This window comes from Streptomyces sp. NPDC006655, assembly GCF_040703965.1.
Taxonomy (GTDB): Bacteria; Actinomycetota; Actinomycetes; order Streptomycetales; family Streptomycetaceae; genus Streptomyces.
Map to the genome: position 1 here is coordinate 33,206 of NZ_JBEYJU010000035.1, position 14,792 is coordinate 47,997.

Annotated in this window: 15 protein-coding genes and 1 riboswitch; of the genes, 9 read left to right on the plus strand and 6 right to left on the minus strand. The window is 72.9% G+C overall.

Going from position 1 to position 14,792, the window contains the following annotated elements:
• Window positions 1-11 precede the first annotated feature (11 nt).
• Window positions 12-154: riboswitch (cobalamin riboswitch) on the minus strand.
• Window positions 155-324: 170 nt separating this feature from the next.
• Complete coding sequence (locus AB0958_RS21415; protein WP_366892037.1) at window positions 325-552, minus strand: hypothetical protein; 228 nt, start codon at window positions 550-552, stop codon at window positions 325-327.
• Window positions 553-573: 21 nt separating this feature from the next.
• A complete protein-coding gene (locus AB0958_RS21420) occupies window positions 574-1,806 on the minus strand; it encodes an inorganic phosphate transporter (RefSeq protein WP_366892038.1) in 1,233 nt (410 codons plus the stop codon).
• Between the two features lie 236 nt (window positions 1,807-2,042).
• On the opposite strand from AB0958_RS21420, the gene AB0958_RS21425 reads away from it, so the two are divergent.
• The 3 genes from AB0958_RS21425 to AB0958_RS21435 all read left to right on the plus strand — a co-directional run bounded on the left by AB0958_RS21425 (window position 2,043) and on the right by AB0958_RS21435 (window position 5,660).
• Entirely contained in the window at window positions 2,043-2,777 is a 735-nt protein-coding gene (locus AB0958_RS21425; protein WP_366892039.1) for a class II aldolase/adducin family protein, read from the plus strand.
• Window positions 2,778-2,869: 92 nt separating this feature from the next.
• Complete coding sequence (locus tag AB0958_RS21430; protein ID WP_366892040.1) at window positions 2,870-3,997, plus strand: alpha/beta fold hydrolase; 1,128 nt, start codon at window positions 2,870-2,872, stop codon at window positions 3,995-3,997.
• 274 nt (window positions 3,998-4,271) lie between these two features.
• Window positions 4,272-5,660 carry a hypothetical protein gene (locus AB0958_RS21435; protein ID WP_366892041.1) on the plus strand — a complete coding sequence of 463 codons (1,389 nt, stop codon included), beginning with the start codon at window positions 4,272-4,274 and terminating at the stop codon, window positions 5,658-5,660.
• A gap of 193 nt (window positions 5,661-5,853) precedes the next feature.
• Here AB0958_RS21435 and AB0958_RS21440 read toward each other — a convergent pair whose 3' ends face one another.
• On the minus strand, window positions 5,854-6,267 hold the full coding sequence (locus AB0958_RS21440) for a VOC family protein (RefSeq protein ID WP_366892042.1): 414 nt from the start codon (window positions 6,265-6,267) through the stop codon (window positions 5,854-5,856).
• Window positions 6,268-6,522: 255 nt separating this feature from the next.
• On the opposite strand from AB0958_RS21440, the gene AB0958_RS21445 reads away from it, so the two are divergent.
• The 6 genes from AB0958_RS21445 to amaP all read left to right on the plus strand — a co-directional run bounded on the left by AB0958_RS21445 (window position 6,523) and on the right by amaP (window position 11,210).
• Complete coding sequence (locus tag AB0958_RS21445; protein WP_366892043.1) at window positions 6,523-8,121, plus strand: ABC-F family ATP-binding cassette domain-containing protein; 1,599 nt, start codon at window positions 6,523-6,525, stop codon at window positions 8,119-8,121.
• A 335-nt stretch (window positions 8,122-8,456) separates the two neighbouring features.
• Window positions 8,457-8,675 carry a helix-turn-helix domain-containing protein gene (locus AB0958_RS21450; protein WP_046727957.1) on the plus strand — a complete coding sequence of 73 codons (219 nt, stop codon included), beginning with the start codon at window positions 8,457-8,459 and terminating at the stop codon, window positions 8,673-8,675.
• A 128-nt stretch (window positions 8,676-8,803) separates the two neighbouring features.
• Window positions 8,804-9,607, plus strand: a complete 804-nt coding sequence (locus AB0958_RS21455; RefSeq protein ID WP_366892045.1) for an enoyl-CoA hydratase/isomerase family protein — start codon at window positions 8,804-8,806, stop codon at window positions 9,605-9,607.
• 223 nt (window positions 9,608-9,830) lie between these two features.
• Complete coding sequence (locus AB0958_RS21460; protein ID WP_366892086.1) at window positions 9,831-10,007, plus strand: hypothetical protein; 177 nt, start codon at window positions 9,831-9,833, stop codon at window positions 10,005-10,007.
• Entirely contained in the window at window positions 10,007-10,627 is a 621-nt protein-coding gene (locus AB0958_RS21465; RefSeq protein WP_366892046.1) for a DUF6286 domain-containing protein, read from the plus strand. Before AB0958_RS21460 ends, AB0958_RS21465 begins: the two co-directional genes overlap by 1 nt.
• Window positions 10,628-10,631: 4 nt before the next feature.
• A complete protein-coding gene (gene amaP, locus AB0958_RS21470; protein WP_366892047.1) occupies window positions 10,632-11,210 on the plus strand; it encodes an alkaline shock response membrane anchor protein AmaP in 579 nt (192 codons plus the stop codon).
• A 90-nt stretch (window positions 11,211-11,300) separates the two neighbouring features.
• Here the strand turns inward: amaP and AB0958_RS21475 are convergent, their stop codons facing one another.
• The 3 genes from AB0958_RS21475 to AB0958_RS21485 form a co-directional block, all read right to left on the minus strand.
• Window positions 11,301-12,056 carry an SDR family oxidoreductase gene (locus AB0958_RS21475; RefSeq protein ID WP_366892048.1) on the minus strand — a complete coding sequence of 252 codons (756 nt, stop codon included), beginning with the start codon at window positions 12,054-12,056 and terminating at the stop codon, window positions 11,301-11,303.
• A 4-nt stretch (window positions 12,057-12,060) separates the two neighbouring features.
• Window positions 12,061-13,845, minus strand: a complete 1,785-nt coding sequence (locus AB0958_RS21480) for a glycoside hydrolase family 15 protein (protein ID WP_366892049.1) — start codon at window positions 13,843-13,845, stop codon at window positions 12,061-12,063.
• Between the two features lie 100 nt (window positions 13,846-13,945).
• A complete protein-coding gene (locus AB0958_RS21485; protein ID WP_366892050.1) occupies window positions 13,946-14,743 on the minus strand; it encodes an SURF1 family protein in 798 nt (265 codons plus the stop codon).
• Window positions 14,744-14,792 lie beyond the last annotated feature (49 nt).

Here is a 14,792-nt window from a genome sequence, read left to right on the forward strand (position 1 = left end):
TCCACGCCCTGGTTCGACGAGACCGGCGGTGAGAGTTCCTGGCTCCCGGGAATGGCTACCCCGGTGACAGTGGCGGGACCGCGCCGGATTCACACCGGCTTCCTCTCTTGCCGCCGTACATGGCTCCGGCAGTCCACCACGCCCCCGGAAGACCCGTCAACTTGCCGTTGACCTGCGCGGGGAGTGTGTGGGAAGGCCCACACCGGTGGCCCGGTGGGGCTCCCGGGGCAGACGGAAGGCTCCGCCGCGAACGGATCGGGGCGGAGCCTGGCGGCCTCGGGTCGGGCCGCTGTCGTGATCGGTGCGGATCGGTGCGGTCGCGGCTCAGGCCTTCGCCACGATCAGGTGGATGCCGTACGCCACGGCCGCGGTGCAGGCCGCGAAGCAGAGGCAGGCGGCGGTCGCGGCCAGGGTCGCGGAGTTGCCCTGCGCGGTGGCTCGTTCGCGGGCGGAGAGGCCCTTGATGCCGAGGGTGAAGAGGGTCACGAGACCCACGGTGGCCACGAGGCTGACGCCGAAGACGGAGCCGATGGCTGCCCAGTCGATGTTCATGTCGGGTTGTGTTCCTCGGGGTCAGACGGTGGCGGCCGGGTCGGTCGCGGGAGCGGCGGGGGAGGGGATGGTGGCGGTGAGGCCCTCGGTCACCGTGCCCGCGGGCGGCGGGGTGACGGCGGCGATCGCCGTGGTCACGACCCCGGCCGGCTCCTCGGTGCCGACGACGTTGCCGCTGTCCACGACCTCGCGGCGGGAGAGCTTCCAGATCGCGGCGCTCGCGGCCACCAGGAAGACGGCGACGGCGGCCGTGCCCCCGTCACCGAGGTCCGTCACGGACTCGGCGAGCGCGCCGACCAGCGCGGCGGCCGGGAGGGTGAGCACCCAGGCGACGACCATGCGGGTCGCGGTGGACCAGCGGACGGTGCCGCCCTTGCGGCCCAGACCTGCGCCCATCACGGAACCGGAGACGACGTGCGTGGTGGAGAGGGAGAAGCCGAGGTGGGAGGAGGCCAGGATGGCGGTGGCCGCGCTGGTCTGGGCGGCGAAGCCCTGCTGCGGCTGGAGGTCCGTCAGGCCCGTGCCCATGGTGCGGATGATCCGCCAGCCGCCGATGTAGGTGCCGAGCGCGATGGCGAGGCCGGCGGAGAGGATGACCCAGGTGGGAGGGTTGGAGCCGGGGGCGATGGAACCGCCCGCGACGAGCGCGAGGGTGATGATGCCCATCGTCTTCTGCGCGTCGTTGGTGCCGTGGGCGAGCGAGACCAGGCCGGCGGAGGCGATCTGGCCGGCGCGGTAGCCCTTGCGGGTGGCCTCGTCCTCGGCGTTCTTCGAGAGCGTGTAGGACAGCCGGGTGGAGAGCAGTGCCGCGAGGCCCGCGACCACGGGGGCGGCGACCGCCGGGAGCAGGACCTTGGTGACGAGGACGTCGCCGTGGACCGCGCCGAAGCCGGCCGAGGCGACGGTGGCGCCGATCAGACCGCCCATGAGGGCGTGCGAGGAACTGGAGGGCAGACCCACCAGCCAGGTCACCAGGTTCCAGAGGATCGCGCCGACCAGGGCGGCGAAGATGACCTCGGGACGGATGCCGTTCTCGTCGACGAGCCCCTTGGAGATCGTGTTGGCGACCTCCACGGAGAGGAAGGCGCCCACCAGGTTGAGCGCGGCGGACATCGTCACCGCGATCTTGGGCTTGAGCGCACCGGTCGAGATGGTGGTGGCCATCGCGTTGGCGGTGTCGTGGAAACCGTTCGTGAAATCGAACGCGAGTGCGGTTACCACCACAATCGCGAGGATCAGCGAGAAGCTTTCCATTTACCCAGGCAATCTTTCGAAGTCGTTGGCTGTTGGACCGTAGGCAACCTGGGTGAACGGCAGATGAACTGAGGGGGGCTTGGGGGTGTCAATGACGGGGGGTCGGCATTCCGCTTACGGCCCGGGGGTCAGTCGCCGCTTGGCCGGCGGCGCCGGGAGACCGGCCTGCGCCGCCTCGCCGGTCCGCCGAAGAGATTCTGGTCACCCCGCAGGCCGCCCGGTGGCAGGATCGGGCCATGGCTGAGCAGCGGCGCGACGAGCGTGACGAACGGGACGGGCGCGACGGCGCACGCGGTGTCCCCGAGCCGTCGGGACGGGAGGCGCTCGCGGCGGAGGCCGACGCCTGGCAGGACCTCGTCGCCACCGCCCGCCGCACGGTGACCGAGGGACTGGTCGTCGGCACCTCCGGCAACGTCTCGGTCCGCGTCGGCGACACCGTGCTGGTCACGCCGTCGGGCGTGCCGTACGACCGGCTCGCCCCCGGCGACGTGACCGGCGTCGACCTCGACGGCCGGCAGGTCCTCGGCACCCTCCCGCCGACCAGCGAGCTGCCGATGCACCTCGCCGTCTACCGCACCACCGACGCGGGCGCCGTCGTCCACACCCACGCCGTGCACGCGACGGCCGTCTCGACCCTCGTCCCGGAACTCCCGGCGATCCACTACATGTCCGCGGCCCTCGGCGGCACCGTCCGGGTCGCCCCGTACGCGACGTACGGCACCGACGAACTGGCCGCGAACATGCTCCGCGCCCTGGCCGGCCGCTCCGGCTGCCTCCTCCAGAACCACGGCACGGTCACCTACGGCGCCACCCTCGCCCAGGCCTACGACCGCACCGCCCAGCTCGAATGGCTCTGCCACCTCTGGCTGACGGCATCCGCGGTCCCGGGCCTGACCCCGGCCCTGCTCTCCCCGGACCAGGTGGCCTCGGCGGCGGAGAAACTGAAGCGGTACGGCCGCCGGCAGGGATGAACCCCGGCCCGGGGGGAATCCGGGTCCAGTGGCTTCGTCGATTCCTCCGTCCTCCGCTGGCCGACACCGCGGTCCGCCCCGACACTGGACAGGTGCGCCCAGTCAAAGTCACGGCCGCGGCCGTCGGTGCCGTACTCGCCGCCGGCGTGGCCGGCGTGGCCGCGGGACGGCTCGCCAGTGACGCCGCGCTGAAGGCACCGCCCGGCCGGCCCCTGCCCACCGAACCCCGGCTCACCGTGCACGGCACCGCGGCCGGCCGCATCACCCTCACCCGGGACCTCGCCTCCCTGCGCCCCGGCACCTACGGCCTGGCCGGCGACGGCTCGCACGCGGTCGTCGGCGCCGTCATGGAGTCCGCCGCGAACACCGCCGACACGGTCGTACGACGGCTGGAACGGGTGACCCACGGCACCCTGGAGACCGGCGACAAGGTCTGGCTCACCGCCAACGTCCACGTCGGCAACCCGGAGACCGCCCTCGGCCTGGACCACGCCGACGTCGACATCCCCGGCGAACTCGGTCCGCTGCCCGCCTGGTTCGTGCCCGGCGACCGGGACACCTGGGTGATCGCGGTGCACGGCCTCGGCACCACCCGCGAACACCCCATGAACGTCATGCGGTTCCTGAACAGCCGCAGGCTGCCGGTCCTCGCCCTCGCCTACCGCGGCGACCTCGGCGCCCCCCGCCCGCCGGACGGCCTGAACCACCTCGGCGAGAGCGAGTGGCGCGACCTGGACGCGGCGATCCGCTACGCCGTCCGCTACGGCGCCCGCCGCGTCGTCCTGTACGGCTGGTCCACCGGCGCCGCCATGGCGCTGCGCGCCGCCGCCCACTCCGCCCTGCGCGAGCGTGTCTCCGGGCTGGTCCTCGACTCCCCGGTGCTCAACTGGGAGGCCACCCTGCGCGCCCTCGCCCAGGCCCGGCACACCCCCGAACCCCTGCTGCCGCTCGCGGTGCGCGCCGCCCAGGGCCGCGCCAACCTGCACGCCGACCGCGTCGCGGACCCCCTCGACCCGGAACACCTCACCGTGCCCACCCTGATCATGCACGGCCCGGACGACACCGTCGCCCCCTGGACGTACTCCCGGCGGCTCGCCGAGCGGCGTCCCGACCGGGTCGCCCTGCACGCCGTCCCGGGCGCCCCGCACGGCGCGATGTGGAACCCCGACCCGAAGCAGTACGAGGAACGGCTGCGCCGCTTCCTCACCCCCCTGATGTGAGGGCAGCCCCTTCGCGCCCTCGTCCCGCCCCGAGCCGGAGGCCCTGATTCCAGTCGGTGCCGGAGGTTCCGTTTAAGGCCGTACCACTGGCCTGAACATGTCTCCTCGCCTCCCCTCGGGGCCCGTGCGTTGGCCAGCCCCGTCGCCCGCCGTGACATTCCGTTTGGGTTTTCGGACCGTCAACCGGAAGACTGCACCCGTGACGTCCCGTATCCCGCGCGACTCAAGGCTTCGACTCGTCCGAACGCGACCCCTGGCCGCCGCCCCCCGAGCGATGAACCAGCGGCCCGCGCGCCGCCCCGCACCCCGCCCGCCCGAGGGCACCCCGGCCCCCGCCGAGCTGGCCAGAATGGCGCGCTCGGGCCTGGCGGGAGCGGCCCGTGTCGCCCACTGGGCCGACGCGGCCCTCGGACCCGGGAACGACGGCGCGACCGGCGACGGCAAGGCCACCCTCTCCGACGCGTCCGCCGAACGCGCGGCCGCGGATCTCGGCCTGACCGTCGCTCAGGTCCGCGCCGACTGGGACACCGCCCGGCTCGCCGGCCTGGTCGAGGTGCACGGCGACAGCGCGCGCCCCGGCTGGCGACTGCGCGCCTGGGACCGCGACGACAGCGCCGTCCTGCGCGGCTGGGTCGCTCTCTTCGACGCCTGGTCGCTCGCCCACCCCGAGCCCACGGACGTCGAGCCGGCCGCCGTCGCCGAGGTCGTCTCGGCCATGCCCCAGGTGCTCTCCTTCCTCCAGCTGTCCGCCGGTCCCGTCCCGGTCGAGCAGCTCCTCGACCTGCTGCGGCAGCGGGTCACCGAACTGCGCACCGAGCGCTGCGAGGTGACCTACGACACCCAGACCGGCCCCGGGTCCGCCGGTCCGGTCGCCGCCGTGCCCGCCGTCGACGCGGGTCCGGCGGACCGCGCACCGGCCGAGGACCCCGCCCCCGCCGAGGACGCCGAGCTCGCCCCCCTTCTCGACTGGTCCCTGTCCGCCCTCGGTTCCGTGGGCGCCCTCACCTACGGTGACGGCCAGGCCACCCTCACCCCGCTGGGCAGCTGGGCGGTCTGGGTCAAGCTCGAGCAGATCTGCGTCGCCGCGCAGAGCCCCGCCGGGAACATCGAGGTCGCCGCCGAGGAGATGCTGCGCGGCTGCGCCCAGCTCCGCCCCAACGCGGCCCGCGCCGAGTACCGCGCCTGGCTCGCCGCCCGCCCCGTCGGCGGCGCCGTCACCGAGCTGATCGACGCCGCCCGCGGCGAGGACGCCCTGCTGCGCGGCCTCGCCTTCGAGGCGCTGCGGGTCGTCGGCGCCCCCGCCGAACCGGACGTCCGCGCGGTCGTCGACGAGCCGACCCTCAGGCCGTACGCCCTGCTCTGGCTGGCCGAGCACGACGGGATCGACCCGGAGGACGCCCACGAGGTGCTCACCCGGGAAGAGGCGACCTGGCTCTGGGTCGACACGGCCGCCGCGGTCGCCGACCACGGGGAGGCACCGCTGCTCGTCCGCCACCTGGAGTCGGCGCTGCAGCCCACCGTGCCCGCGCTGCTCGACGAGGTCCGTGCCGTCGGCCACCCGCGGACCGTGCAGGTACTGGTCGCCCTGGCCGCGGCCCACCCGGATCCGGCCCTGGCCAAGGCCGTCCGCCGGGCCGCCTTCCAGGTGCACACCGGCGGCTAGGGCCCTTCTGACGGATCTCCGTGGGAGAAGGAGCGGCGTTCGGTGCGTGCGATCGGCGTGCGGGGTGGCGGGCCAGGTGGCTCCGCCACATGACCCGCCACCCCCTGCGTCGAGCGTGCGTGCCGGGCGTCGCGACGCCGCGGAGATCCATCAGAAGGGCCCTAGTACCGTGACCGGCCGCGTCGGCGAGAGATCAGGGCGCTATCTCCGGGGCGTACGTGCCGAAGCTCCAGACGTTGCCCTCGACGTCCCGGGCCATGTAGTCCCGCGAGCCGTAGTCTTGGTCCGTCGGGGGCATCAGGATCTCGGCGCCGTGGTCCACGGCCCGCTGGTGGTGTGCGTCGACGTCGTCCACGACGATGTACACACCGGTCGGGCCCGCGCCCTCCAGAGCCGCGTCGAAACGGCCGCCGCGGCCCTTGGAACCCAGCATGACCGCGCCGTTGCCCTGCACCAGCTCGGCGTGCAGCACCATGCCGTCCTCGCCCTCGTACACCGACAGCTCGGTGAATCCGAGGGCCTCGGTCAGCTGCCTGATCGCCGCCTTCGCGTCCGTGTACAGCAGCGACGGATAGATGCTCGGTCGTCCGCCAGTGGTGCCCGCCATCCCGATCACTCCCTCGTGTGTCGGTCCCCCGAAGAGCCGTCGTCCCGGCCTGCTGCACAGTCTGGCACCCGGCACCGACAACGCCCCGGCCGAGCGCCGGCGGACGGCACGGGGCGTCCCGAACACCCGTACACAGAAAAAGCGCTTGCGCGGCCCCGTTAGACTTGGCCTCATGGCCATTCTCCTCGCGCATTAGACGGCGGGAACGTCCTCAGCCGCCCACCCGTCAGTATCCGTACGCCCTGGAGTCTGTCCGTGATCTCCGCCTCCGGTATCGAGCTGCGCGCCGGTGCCCGCATCCTCATCGAGAACGCCACCTTCCGGGTCGCCAAGGGCGACCGCATCGGCCTGGTCGGCCGCAACGGCGCAGGCAAGACCACCCTCACCAAGGTCCTGGCCGGGGAGGGCATCCCCGCCGCGGGCACCGTCACCCGCTCCGGCGAGGTCGGCTACCTCCCGCAGGACCCCCGCACCGGCGACCTCGACGTCCTGGCCCGCGACCGCGTCCTGTCCGCGCGCGGCCTCGACGTGCTGATCCGCAAGATGCGCGAGAACGAGCAGCGCATCGCCAACGGCCAGGGCGCCACCCGCGAGAAGGCGCTCAAGCAGTACGAGCGCCAGGAGACGGAGTTCCTCACCAAGGGCGGGTACGCCGCCGAGGCCGAGGCCGCCACCATCGCCGCCGCGCTCAACCTGCCCGACCGGGTGCTCGGCCAGCCCCTGCACACCCTGTCCGGCGGTCAGCGCCGCCGTATCGAGCTGGCCCGGATCCTGTTCTCGGACGCCGACACCCTGCTGCTCGACGAGCCCACGAACCACCTCGACGCGGACTCGATCGTGTGGCTGCGCGACTATCTGAAGACCTACCGCGGCGGCTTCATCGTGATCTCCCACGACGTCGACCTGGTCGAGACGGTCGTCAACAAGGTCTTCTACCTGGACGCCAACCGCGCCCACATCGACGTCTACAACATGGGCTGGAAGCTCTACCAGCAGCAGCGCGAGGCCGACGAGAAGCGCCGCAAGCGCGAGCGCGCCAACGCCGAGAAGAAGGCCGCGGCGCTGCACTCGCAGGCCGACAAGATGCGTGCCAAGGCCACCAAGACGGTCGCCGCGCAGAACATGGCCCGCCGTGCCGACAAGCTGCTGGCCGGCCTGGACGCCGTCCGCGTCTCCGACAAGGTCGCCAAGCTCCGTTTCCCGGAGCCCGCGCCCTGCGGCAAGACCCCGCTGACCGCCGAGGGCCTGTCGAAGTCGTACGGCTCGCTGGAGATCTTCACCGACGTCGACCTGGCCATCGACAAGGGGTCGAGGGTGGTCATCCTCGGGCTCAACGGCGCCGGCAAGACCACCCTGCTGAGGCTGCTCGGCGGCGTCGAGCAGCCCGACACCGGCGAGGTGATCGAGGGTCACGGCCTCAAGCTCGGCTACTACGCCCAGGAGCACGAGACCCTGGACCCGTCCCGGACGGTCCTGGAGAACATGCGCTCGGCGGCCCCCGACATGGACCTCGTGGAGGTCCGCAAGGTGCTGGGTTCGTTCCTGTTCTCCGGCGACGACGTCGACAAGCCGGCCGGGGTCCTCTCCGGCGGGGAGAAGACCCGCCTCGCCCTCGCCACCCTGGTCGTCTCCTCCGCGAACGTCCTGCTCCTGGACGAGCCGACGAACAACCTCGACCCCGCGAGCCGCGAGGAGATCCTCGGTGCGCTGCGCACCTACAAGGGCGCGGTCGTGCTCGTCACCCACGACGAGGGCGCCGTGGAGGCGTTGCAGCCCGAGCGGATCATCCTGCTGCCCGACGGTGTCGAGGACCTGTGGGGCGCGGACTACGCGGATCTCGTCGCCCTCGCCTGATCGAATGCCTGATCCACTGGCTATGGATCATTCGGCCTATCGGTGATCCATCATCTGTGTGAGATCTCCTCGTATCGAGGTGTGTCCTACACCGATGTCGCGGCCGTTCCCCATGTCGACAAGGGAACGGCCGCTTTCCGTGCCTGACCTGGCACTTCGCGGAAGAACCCGTTCGACTCCACGGACAACCCTCACCGGAATTATTGATTCCGTATGTGGGGATGCGCTCCTGTCGTCACAACGATGTCTCACGGACCTTGCCGAATGGGTGGCCATCGCGCGCCGGAGGGGTGATCATGAGGGGACCAGAGCGCACTTCCCATGAGGAGGCACGGGTGGCCGAGACTCTGAAGAAGGGCAGCCGGGTGACCGGCGCCGCGCGCGACAAGCTCGCGGCAGACCTGAAGAAGAAGTACGACTCCGGTGCGAGCATTCGGGCACTGGCCGAGGAAACCGGCCGCTCGTATGGCTTCGTCCACCGGATGCTCAGCGAGTCGGGTGTCACGCTGCGTGGGCGTGGCGGGGCGACGCGGGGCAAGAAAGCCGCGTCCTGACCCCGGGCGGCCCATCGGCTTCGATGGTGGCCACCCGGTCGGTCGCCTGAGCGACCGGGTGGTTACTGTGCAGTCACTTAGCATGCCGTTCGGCAATGCGTGATGACCGCACACATCGGAGGCGCCCCATGGCTTCGCCCGACCAGGACCTCGCTCCTGTTCTCGACAAGGACGGCGTACGGCTCACCGTCGACGACGCGCTCGCCACGGTGACGCTGACCAACCCTGCCAAGCGCAACGCCCAGAGCCCCGCACTGTGGCGGGCGTTGGCCGAAGCCGGGCGGTCACTGCCGGGGTCGGTGCGGATCGTCGTGCTGCGCGGTGAGGGCCAGTCCTTCTCCGCGGGTCTCGACCGGCAGATGTTCACGCCGGAAGGGATCCCGGGCGAGCCGACCTTCATCGAGCTCGCGCGCCGTGACGACGCGGAACTCGACGCGTCCATCGCCGAATACCAGGAGGCGTTCACCTGGTGGCGGCAGAGCGACATCGTGTCGATCGCCGCCGTGCAGGGACACGCCATCGGGGCCGGCTTCCAGCTGGCCCTCGCCTGTGATCTGCGCGTCGTCGCGGACGACGTGCAGTTCGCCATGCGCGAGACCAGTCTGGGACTGGTGCCCGACCTGACCGGCACCCATCCGCTGGTCTCCCTGGTCGGCTACGCCCGCGCGCTGGAGATCTGCGCGACCGGCCGTTACGTGCTGGCCGAGGAGGCGGTGGCCTCCGGGCTGGCGAGCGTGGCGGTGCCGGCCGGCGAACTCGACGCGACGGTACGGGACCTGGCAGGCGCGCTGCTGGCCGCGCCCCGGGACGCCGTGGTGGAGACCAAGGCGTTGCTGCGCGGCGCGAGCGGTCGTACGTACGACGAACAGCGGGCCGCCGAACGCCAGGCCCAGGCCCGGCGACTGCGGGACCTCGCGGGGGTGGGTGAGTAACGCCCGTCGGTGGGGCCGGCTCGCACCTGGCGGCGGCCCCTGCCCCAGCCGGTGGCGCCGGACGTGCTCGGCCCGCCCCCGGCGACGCCGCCCCCCGGCGACGCCGCCCCCAGCCGACGCTGCCTCCGCCCCCAGCCGACGCTGCCTCCGCCCCCAGCCGACGCTGCCTCCGCCCCCAGGCGACGCTGCCTCCGCCCCCGGGCGACGCTGCCTCCGCCCCCGGGTGACGCTGACCCCGTCCCGGGCGGACGCCGCCCCGGCGCACGGCATCGGCGCCCGCTGCACGGCCGTGCGTCGGCATGTGGTCGAGCGGGTAGGCGCGTTGGTGGACATGGCGGTCCGGGAGGCCGCCGTCCACGTCGTACGGCCGCACCCGGTCCAGACCCAGGGGAGGGCGTGATGAGCGTCGAGCAGACACAGGTCGTCGAGCAGACACAGGTCGTCGAGAAGCCACCGGCGACCGCACCCCCGGCCGGCCACGAGGCCCGCTTCTGGTCCCCGCGCCGCGCCCCCGCGACCCTGGTCGCCCTGCCCACCCTCGTCGTCGCGGGCGCCTTCCTGTACGACATCGCGGCCGTGCGCGCCCACCGCCCGGCGACGCGCTGGCGTCGCGAACTGGCGCACCGGCTGGCCGAGCAGCCGCTCGACGGCATCTGGGTCCTGGTGGGCGCGGGCGTCGCCGCCGCCCTCGGCCTGTGGCTGCTGACCCTGGCCGTCACGCCGGGCCTGCGGGACGTCCTGCCGATGCGCCGCACCCACCCGGACGTCCGCGCCGGGCTGCGCCGGGACGCGGCGGCCACGGTGCTGCGCGACCGGGCCATGGAGATCCCGGGCGTCCGCCGGGTACGCGTCCGACTGCACCGCACCCGCGCGGACGTCCTCGCCGTCTCGCACGTCCGTGACCTCGACGAGGTCCGGGCCGACCTGGAGGCGACGCTGACCGGTGCGGTCCACGCCCTGGGCCTGGCCCGCGAGCCCGAACTGACCCTGCACGTGCTCCGGCCAGGACGGAAGGGGTGACGCCATGCTCGGCACGGTCAACCGCGTCCTGGTAGGCCTCGCGGGCCTGCTGCTCCTCGCTCTCGGCGGGTCGGTCCTCGCCGCCGGGCTGGGGGCGCCGCTCCCGTCCTGGTGGCTGTACCACGGCCGCCACGACGTCCTGCTGTCCACCGCCCGGCGCACCCAGTGGCGGGACACCGGCTGGTGGTGGCCGACCGTCCTGGCCGCCCTGGCGGTCACCGTCCTGCTCGCCCTGTGGTGGCTCACCGCCCAGCTGCGCCGACGCCGTCTGACCGAGGTCCGGGTGGACACGGGGGACGGCGAGGGCGCGCTGCTGCGCGGCAGGGCCCTGGAGACGGTCCTGGCGACGGCCGCGGCCCACCAGGAGGGCGTGGCCCACGCCCAGGCGGTCCTGAGGGGCACCCGCACGGCACCCCGGGTCCGGGTCCGGCTCCGACTGGAGCCGGACGTGGCACCGGCGCAGGCGCTGGGCGAGCTGACTTCCCGGGCGCTGGCGCATGCCCGGGAATCGGCGGCCCTGGAGCGACTCCCCGCGGAGGTCCGGCTGACGCCGGTCGGACACCGCGCGGGGCGGCCCACCTGACACCGCCGGTCTGTCTCGCCGGGTCTGTCTCGCCGGGTCTGTCTCTCCGGCCTGCCTCTCCGGCCTGACGGCCGGTCGGACGACCGGCCGTCAGAAGCCGTGCCGCATGCCCCCGTCCACAGGCACCATGACTCCCGTCAGATAAGAAGCCCCCGGGGACATCAGGAACGCCGCCACCCGCCCGAACTCCTCCGGGGTGCCGTACCGCCGCAGCGGGATCCGGGACTCGTTCTCGGTCCGGGTCGCCTGCGGGTCGGCGGACATGGCGTCCAGCTCCCGTACCCGGTCCGTGTCGATCCGCGACGGCAGCAGGCCCACGACCCTGATCCCGCGCGGCCCCAGCTCGTCCGCCAGCGACTTGGCGAACCCGGCGAGCCCGGGCCGCAGCCCGTTGGAGATCGTCAGCCCCGGAATCGGCTCGTACACCGACCCGGACAGCACGAACCCGATGACGCCCCCTTCCGGCAGCTCCGCCGCCGCCGCGCGGGCGAGCCGTACGGCGCCCAGGAACACCGACTCGAACGCGGCCTGCCACTGCTCGTCCGTGTTGTCGGCGACGAACCCGGCCGGCGGGCCGCCGACGCTCACCAGGATGCCGTCGAAGCCCCCGAAGTACTCACGGGCGGCCGCGATCAGCCGGGCCGGCGCGTCCGGGTCCGCGTTCTCGACGGCCACGCCCGCCGCGTTCGGCCCGAGTGCGGCCGCCGCGTCGGCGACGCCCTTCTCGTCCCGCCCGGTCACGACGACCTTCGCCCCGTCGGCGACCAGCTCGCGCGCCGCCGCGTTGCCCAGCCCGCGGGTGCCTCCGGTGACGACGTACACCCGGTCCTTCAGTCCAAGATCCATGGCTCTATCCTGCCTGCTCGCCGGCGAAGAGTGTGAGGGCGGTGTTCACCAGCCCGATGTGGCTGAACGCCTGCGGGAAGTTGCCCAACTGGCGCCCGGACTCCGGGTCGTACTCCTCGGACAGCAGCCCCACGTCGTTGACGAGCCCCACCAGCCGTTCGAACAGCTCCTTCGCCTCGTCGGTGCGGCCGGTCATGTGCAGGGCGTCGGCCAGCCAGAACGAGCAGGCCAGGAAGGCACCCTCGCCGCCGGGCATGCCGTCGACCCCGATCGCGTCGGTGTCGTAGCGGCGCAGGAACCCGCCGTGGCCCAGGTCCTCCCGGATCGCGTCCACCGTGCCGATCACCCTCGGGTCGTCCGGCGGCAGGAAGCCGACGCGTGGGATCAGGAGCAGCGCGGCGTCCAGCTCGCGCGAGCCGTAGTACTGCGTGAAGGTATTGCGCTTCGGATCGAACCCCTTCTCGCACACCTCCCGGTGCACCTCGGCGCGGAACGCGCGCCAGCCCTCCAGGTCGCCCTCCAGCTCCGGGTAGTCCTCCAAGGTCTTCACCGCGCGGTCCGCGGCCACCCACACCAGCACCTTGGAGTGCACGAAGTGCCGTCGGCCGCCGCGCACCTCCCACAGCCCCTCGTCGGGCTGCCGCCAGGTCTTCTCCAGGAACTTCAGCAGCGTGCACTGGATGGACCACATGTGCGGTTTGGTGGGCAGGCCCGCGCTGCGGGCCAGCGACAGCGAGTCCATGACCTCGCCGTACACGTCCAGCTGGAGCTGGTCCACGGCGCCGTTGCCGACGCGTACGGGGCGGGAGCCGCCGAAGCCGGACAGCCAGTCCAGTTCGAACTCGGGCAGCCTGCGCTCGCCCGACAGGCCGTACATGATCTGCAGGTCCGCCGGGTCGCCGGCGACCGCGCGCACCAGCCAGTTGCGCCAGCTCTCGGCCTCCTTGCGGTAGCCGGCGGCGAGCAGGGCGCCGAGGGTGAGGGTGGAGTCACGCAGCCAGCAGAAGCGGTAGTCCCAGTTGCGCACCCCGCCCGGCTCCTCGGGCAGCGAGCTGGTCGCGGCGGCGACGATCCCGCCGGTCGGCGCGTAGGTGAGCGCCTTCAGGGTGATCAGGGAGCGCATCACCGCGTCCCGGTGCGGGCCGTCGTAGGTGCAGCGGGCGGCCCAGCGCCGCCAGTCGGCGACGCTGGAGCGCAGGGCGTCGTAGGGGTCGGCGAGCGGTGGACGGGGCTCGTGCGAGGGGTGCCAGGTGAGCACGAACGCGACCTTGTCGCCCTCCTCGACGGTGAACTCCGAGTGGGTGCCGAAGTCCTCGCCCCAGGTCCGTACGGCCGGGTCGCTGCGCAGCCACACCGAGTCGGGTCCGGCGACGGCGACCCGGTGGCCGCCGGAGCGGCGCATCCACGGGGTGATCGAGCCGTAGTCGAAGCGCAGCCGCAGTGTGCTCTGCACGGTGACCCGGCCGGTGACGCCTTCGACGATGCGTACGACCTCGGGGGCGTGCTCCCGCTGGGGCATCAGGTCGGTGACCCGGACCGTGCCCTGTTCCGTCTCCCACTCGGTGTCCAGGACCAGCGTGTCGCGCCGGTAGGCCCGCCGGGTGCAGGTCGTGGCGCCCCGGGGGGCGATCCGCCAGTGCCCGTTGTCCTCGTCGCCCAGAAGTCTGGTGAAGCACGCGGCGGAGTCGAATCTGGGCAGGCACAGCCAGTCGATGGAGCCGTCCCGGCCGACCAGGGCCGCGGTCTGCTCGTCGCCGATCAGGGCGTAGTCCTCGATGCGTCGATCCACGGGACCCGGTTTCCCGGCCGGTCGGGGGGCCAATCAGGTGGTGAGCCGGGGGAGTGACACGGCGGGTCCCGCGGGAGTCACACGGCGGGTCCCGCGGGAGTCACACGGCGGCCGGTTCCGCTTCCTCGGCCTTCTCCTGCTCGGCCGCCGCCTCCGCACGCGCGCGTGCCTCGCGGCGCACCAGCACGAAGAAGCCGTAGGGGACGCCCGCGGCGAACAGCCACCACTGGATCATGTACGCGTAGTTGAGCGGAGCGTCCTCCTTGCCCGGATCGGAGATCTGCTCCGGCGTGCCGCCCTTGGGCTGCGGCGCGGTCTGCTCGATGTAGCCGCCGAGGACCTGCCTGCCGAGCCGGCGCGCCTGCTCCTCGCTGTTGATCAGCATGACCTGCCGGTCGGGCAGGCCCTTGATGTCCTTGATGCCGCTCGCCGCGGTGGTCTCGTCGGGCATCAGCCGGCCCTGGACGGTGACCTGGCCGGCGGGCGGCGCGGGGATCTTGGGGAAGGCGGTCTGGCTCGGGCCGTCCGCGGGGATCCAGCCCCGGTTGACCAGCAGCACCTTGCCGTCGTCGAGCACGAGCGGGGTGAGGACGTGGTAACCGACCTCGTCGTCCGCGTTCGTGCGGCGGCGGACGACCACCTCGTGGGCGGTGTCGAAGGTGCCGGTCGCGGTGACGGTGTGGTACCGCTCCTTGCGGGTCACCGCGTGCCCGGGCCCGGTCACCTGCTCCACCGGCACCGGTCGGGCGTGCAGCGCCTCGGCCACCAGCTGGTTACGGGCGCTGCGCTCCTCGTAGCGGTGCTTCTGCCAGATCCCGAGCCGGATCATCGTGGGGATGAGAAGCAGCGAGACCAGGGCGAGGATCACCCACTGCCGGGTCCAAAGGAAGCGGTACACCCCACGACCGTACAACTCGGTCGTGGGGGGCGAGTGCGCGGGTACCCGG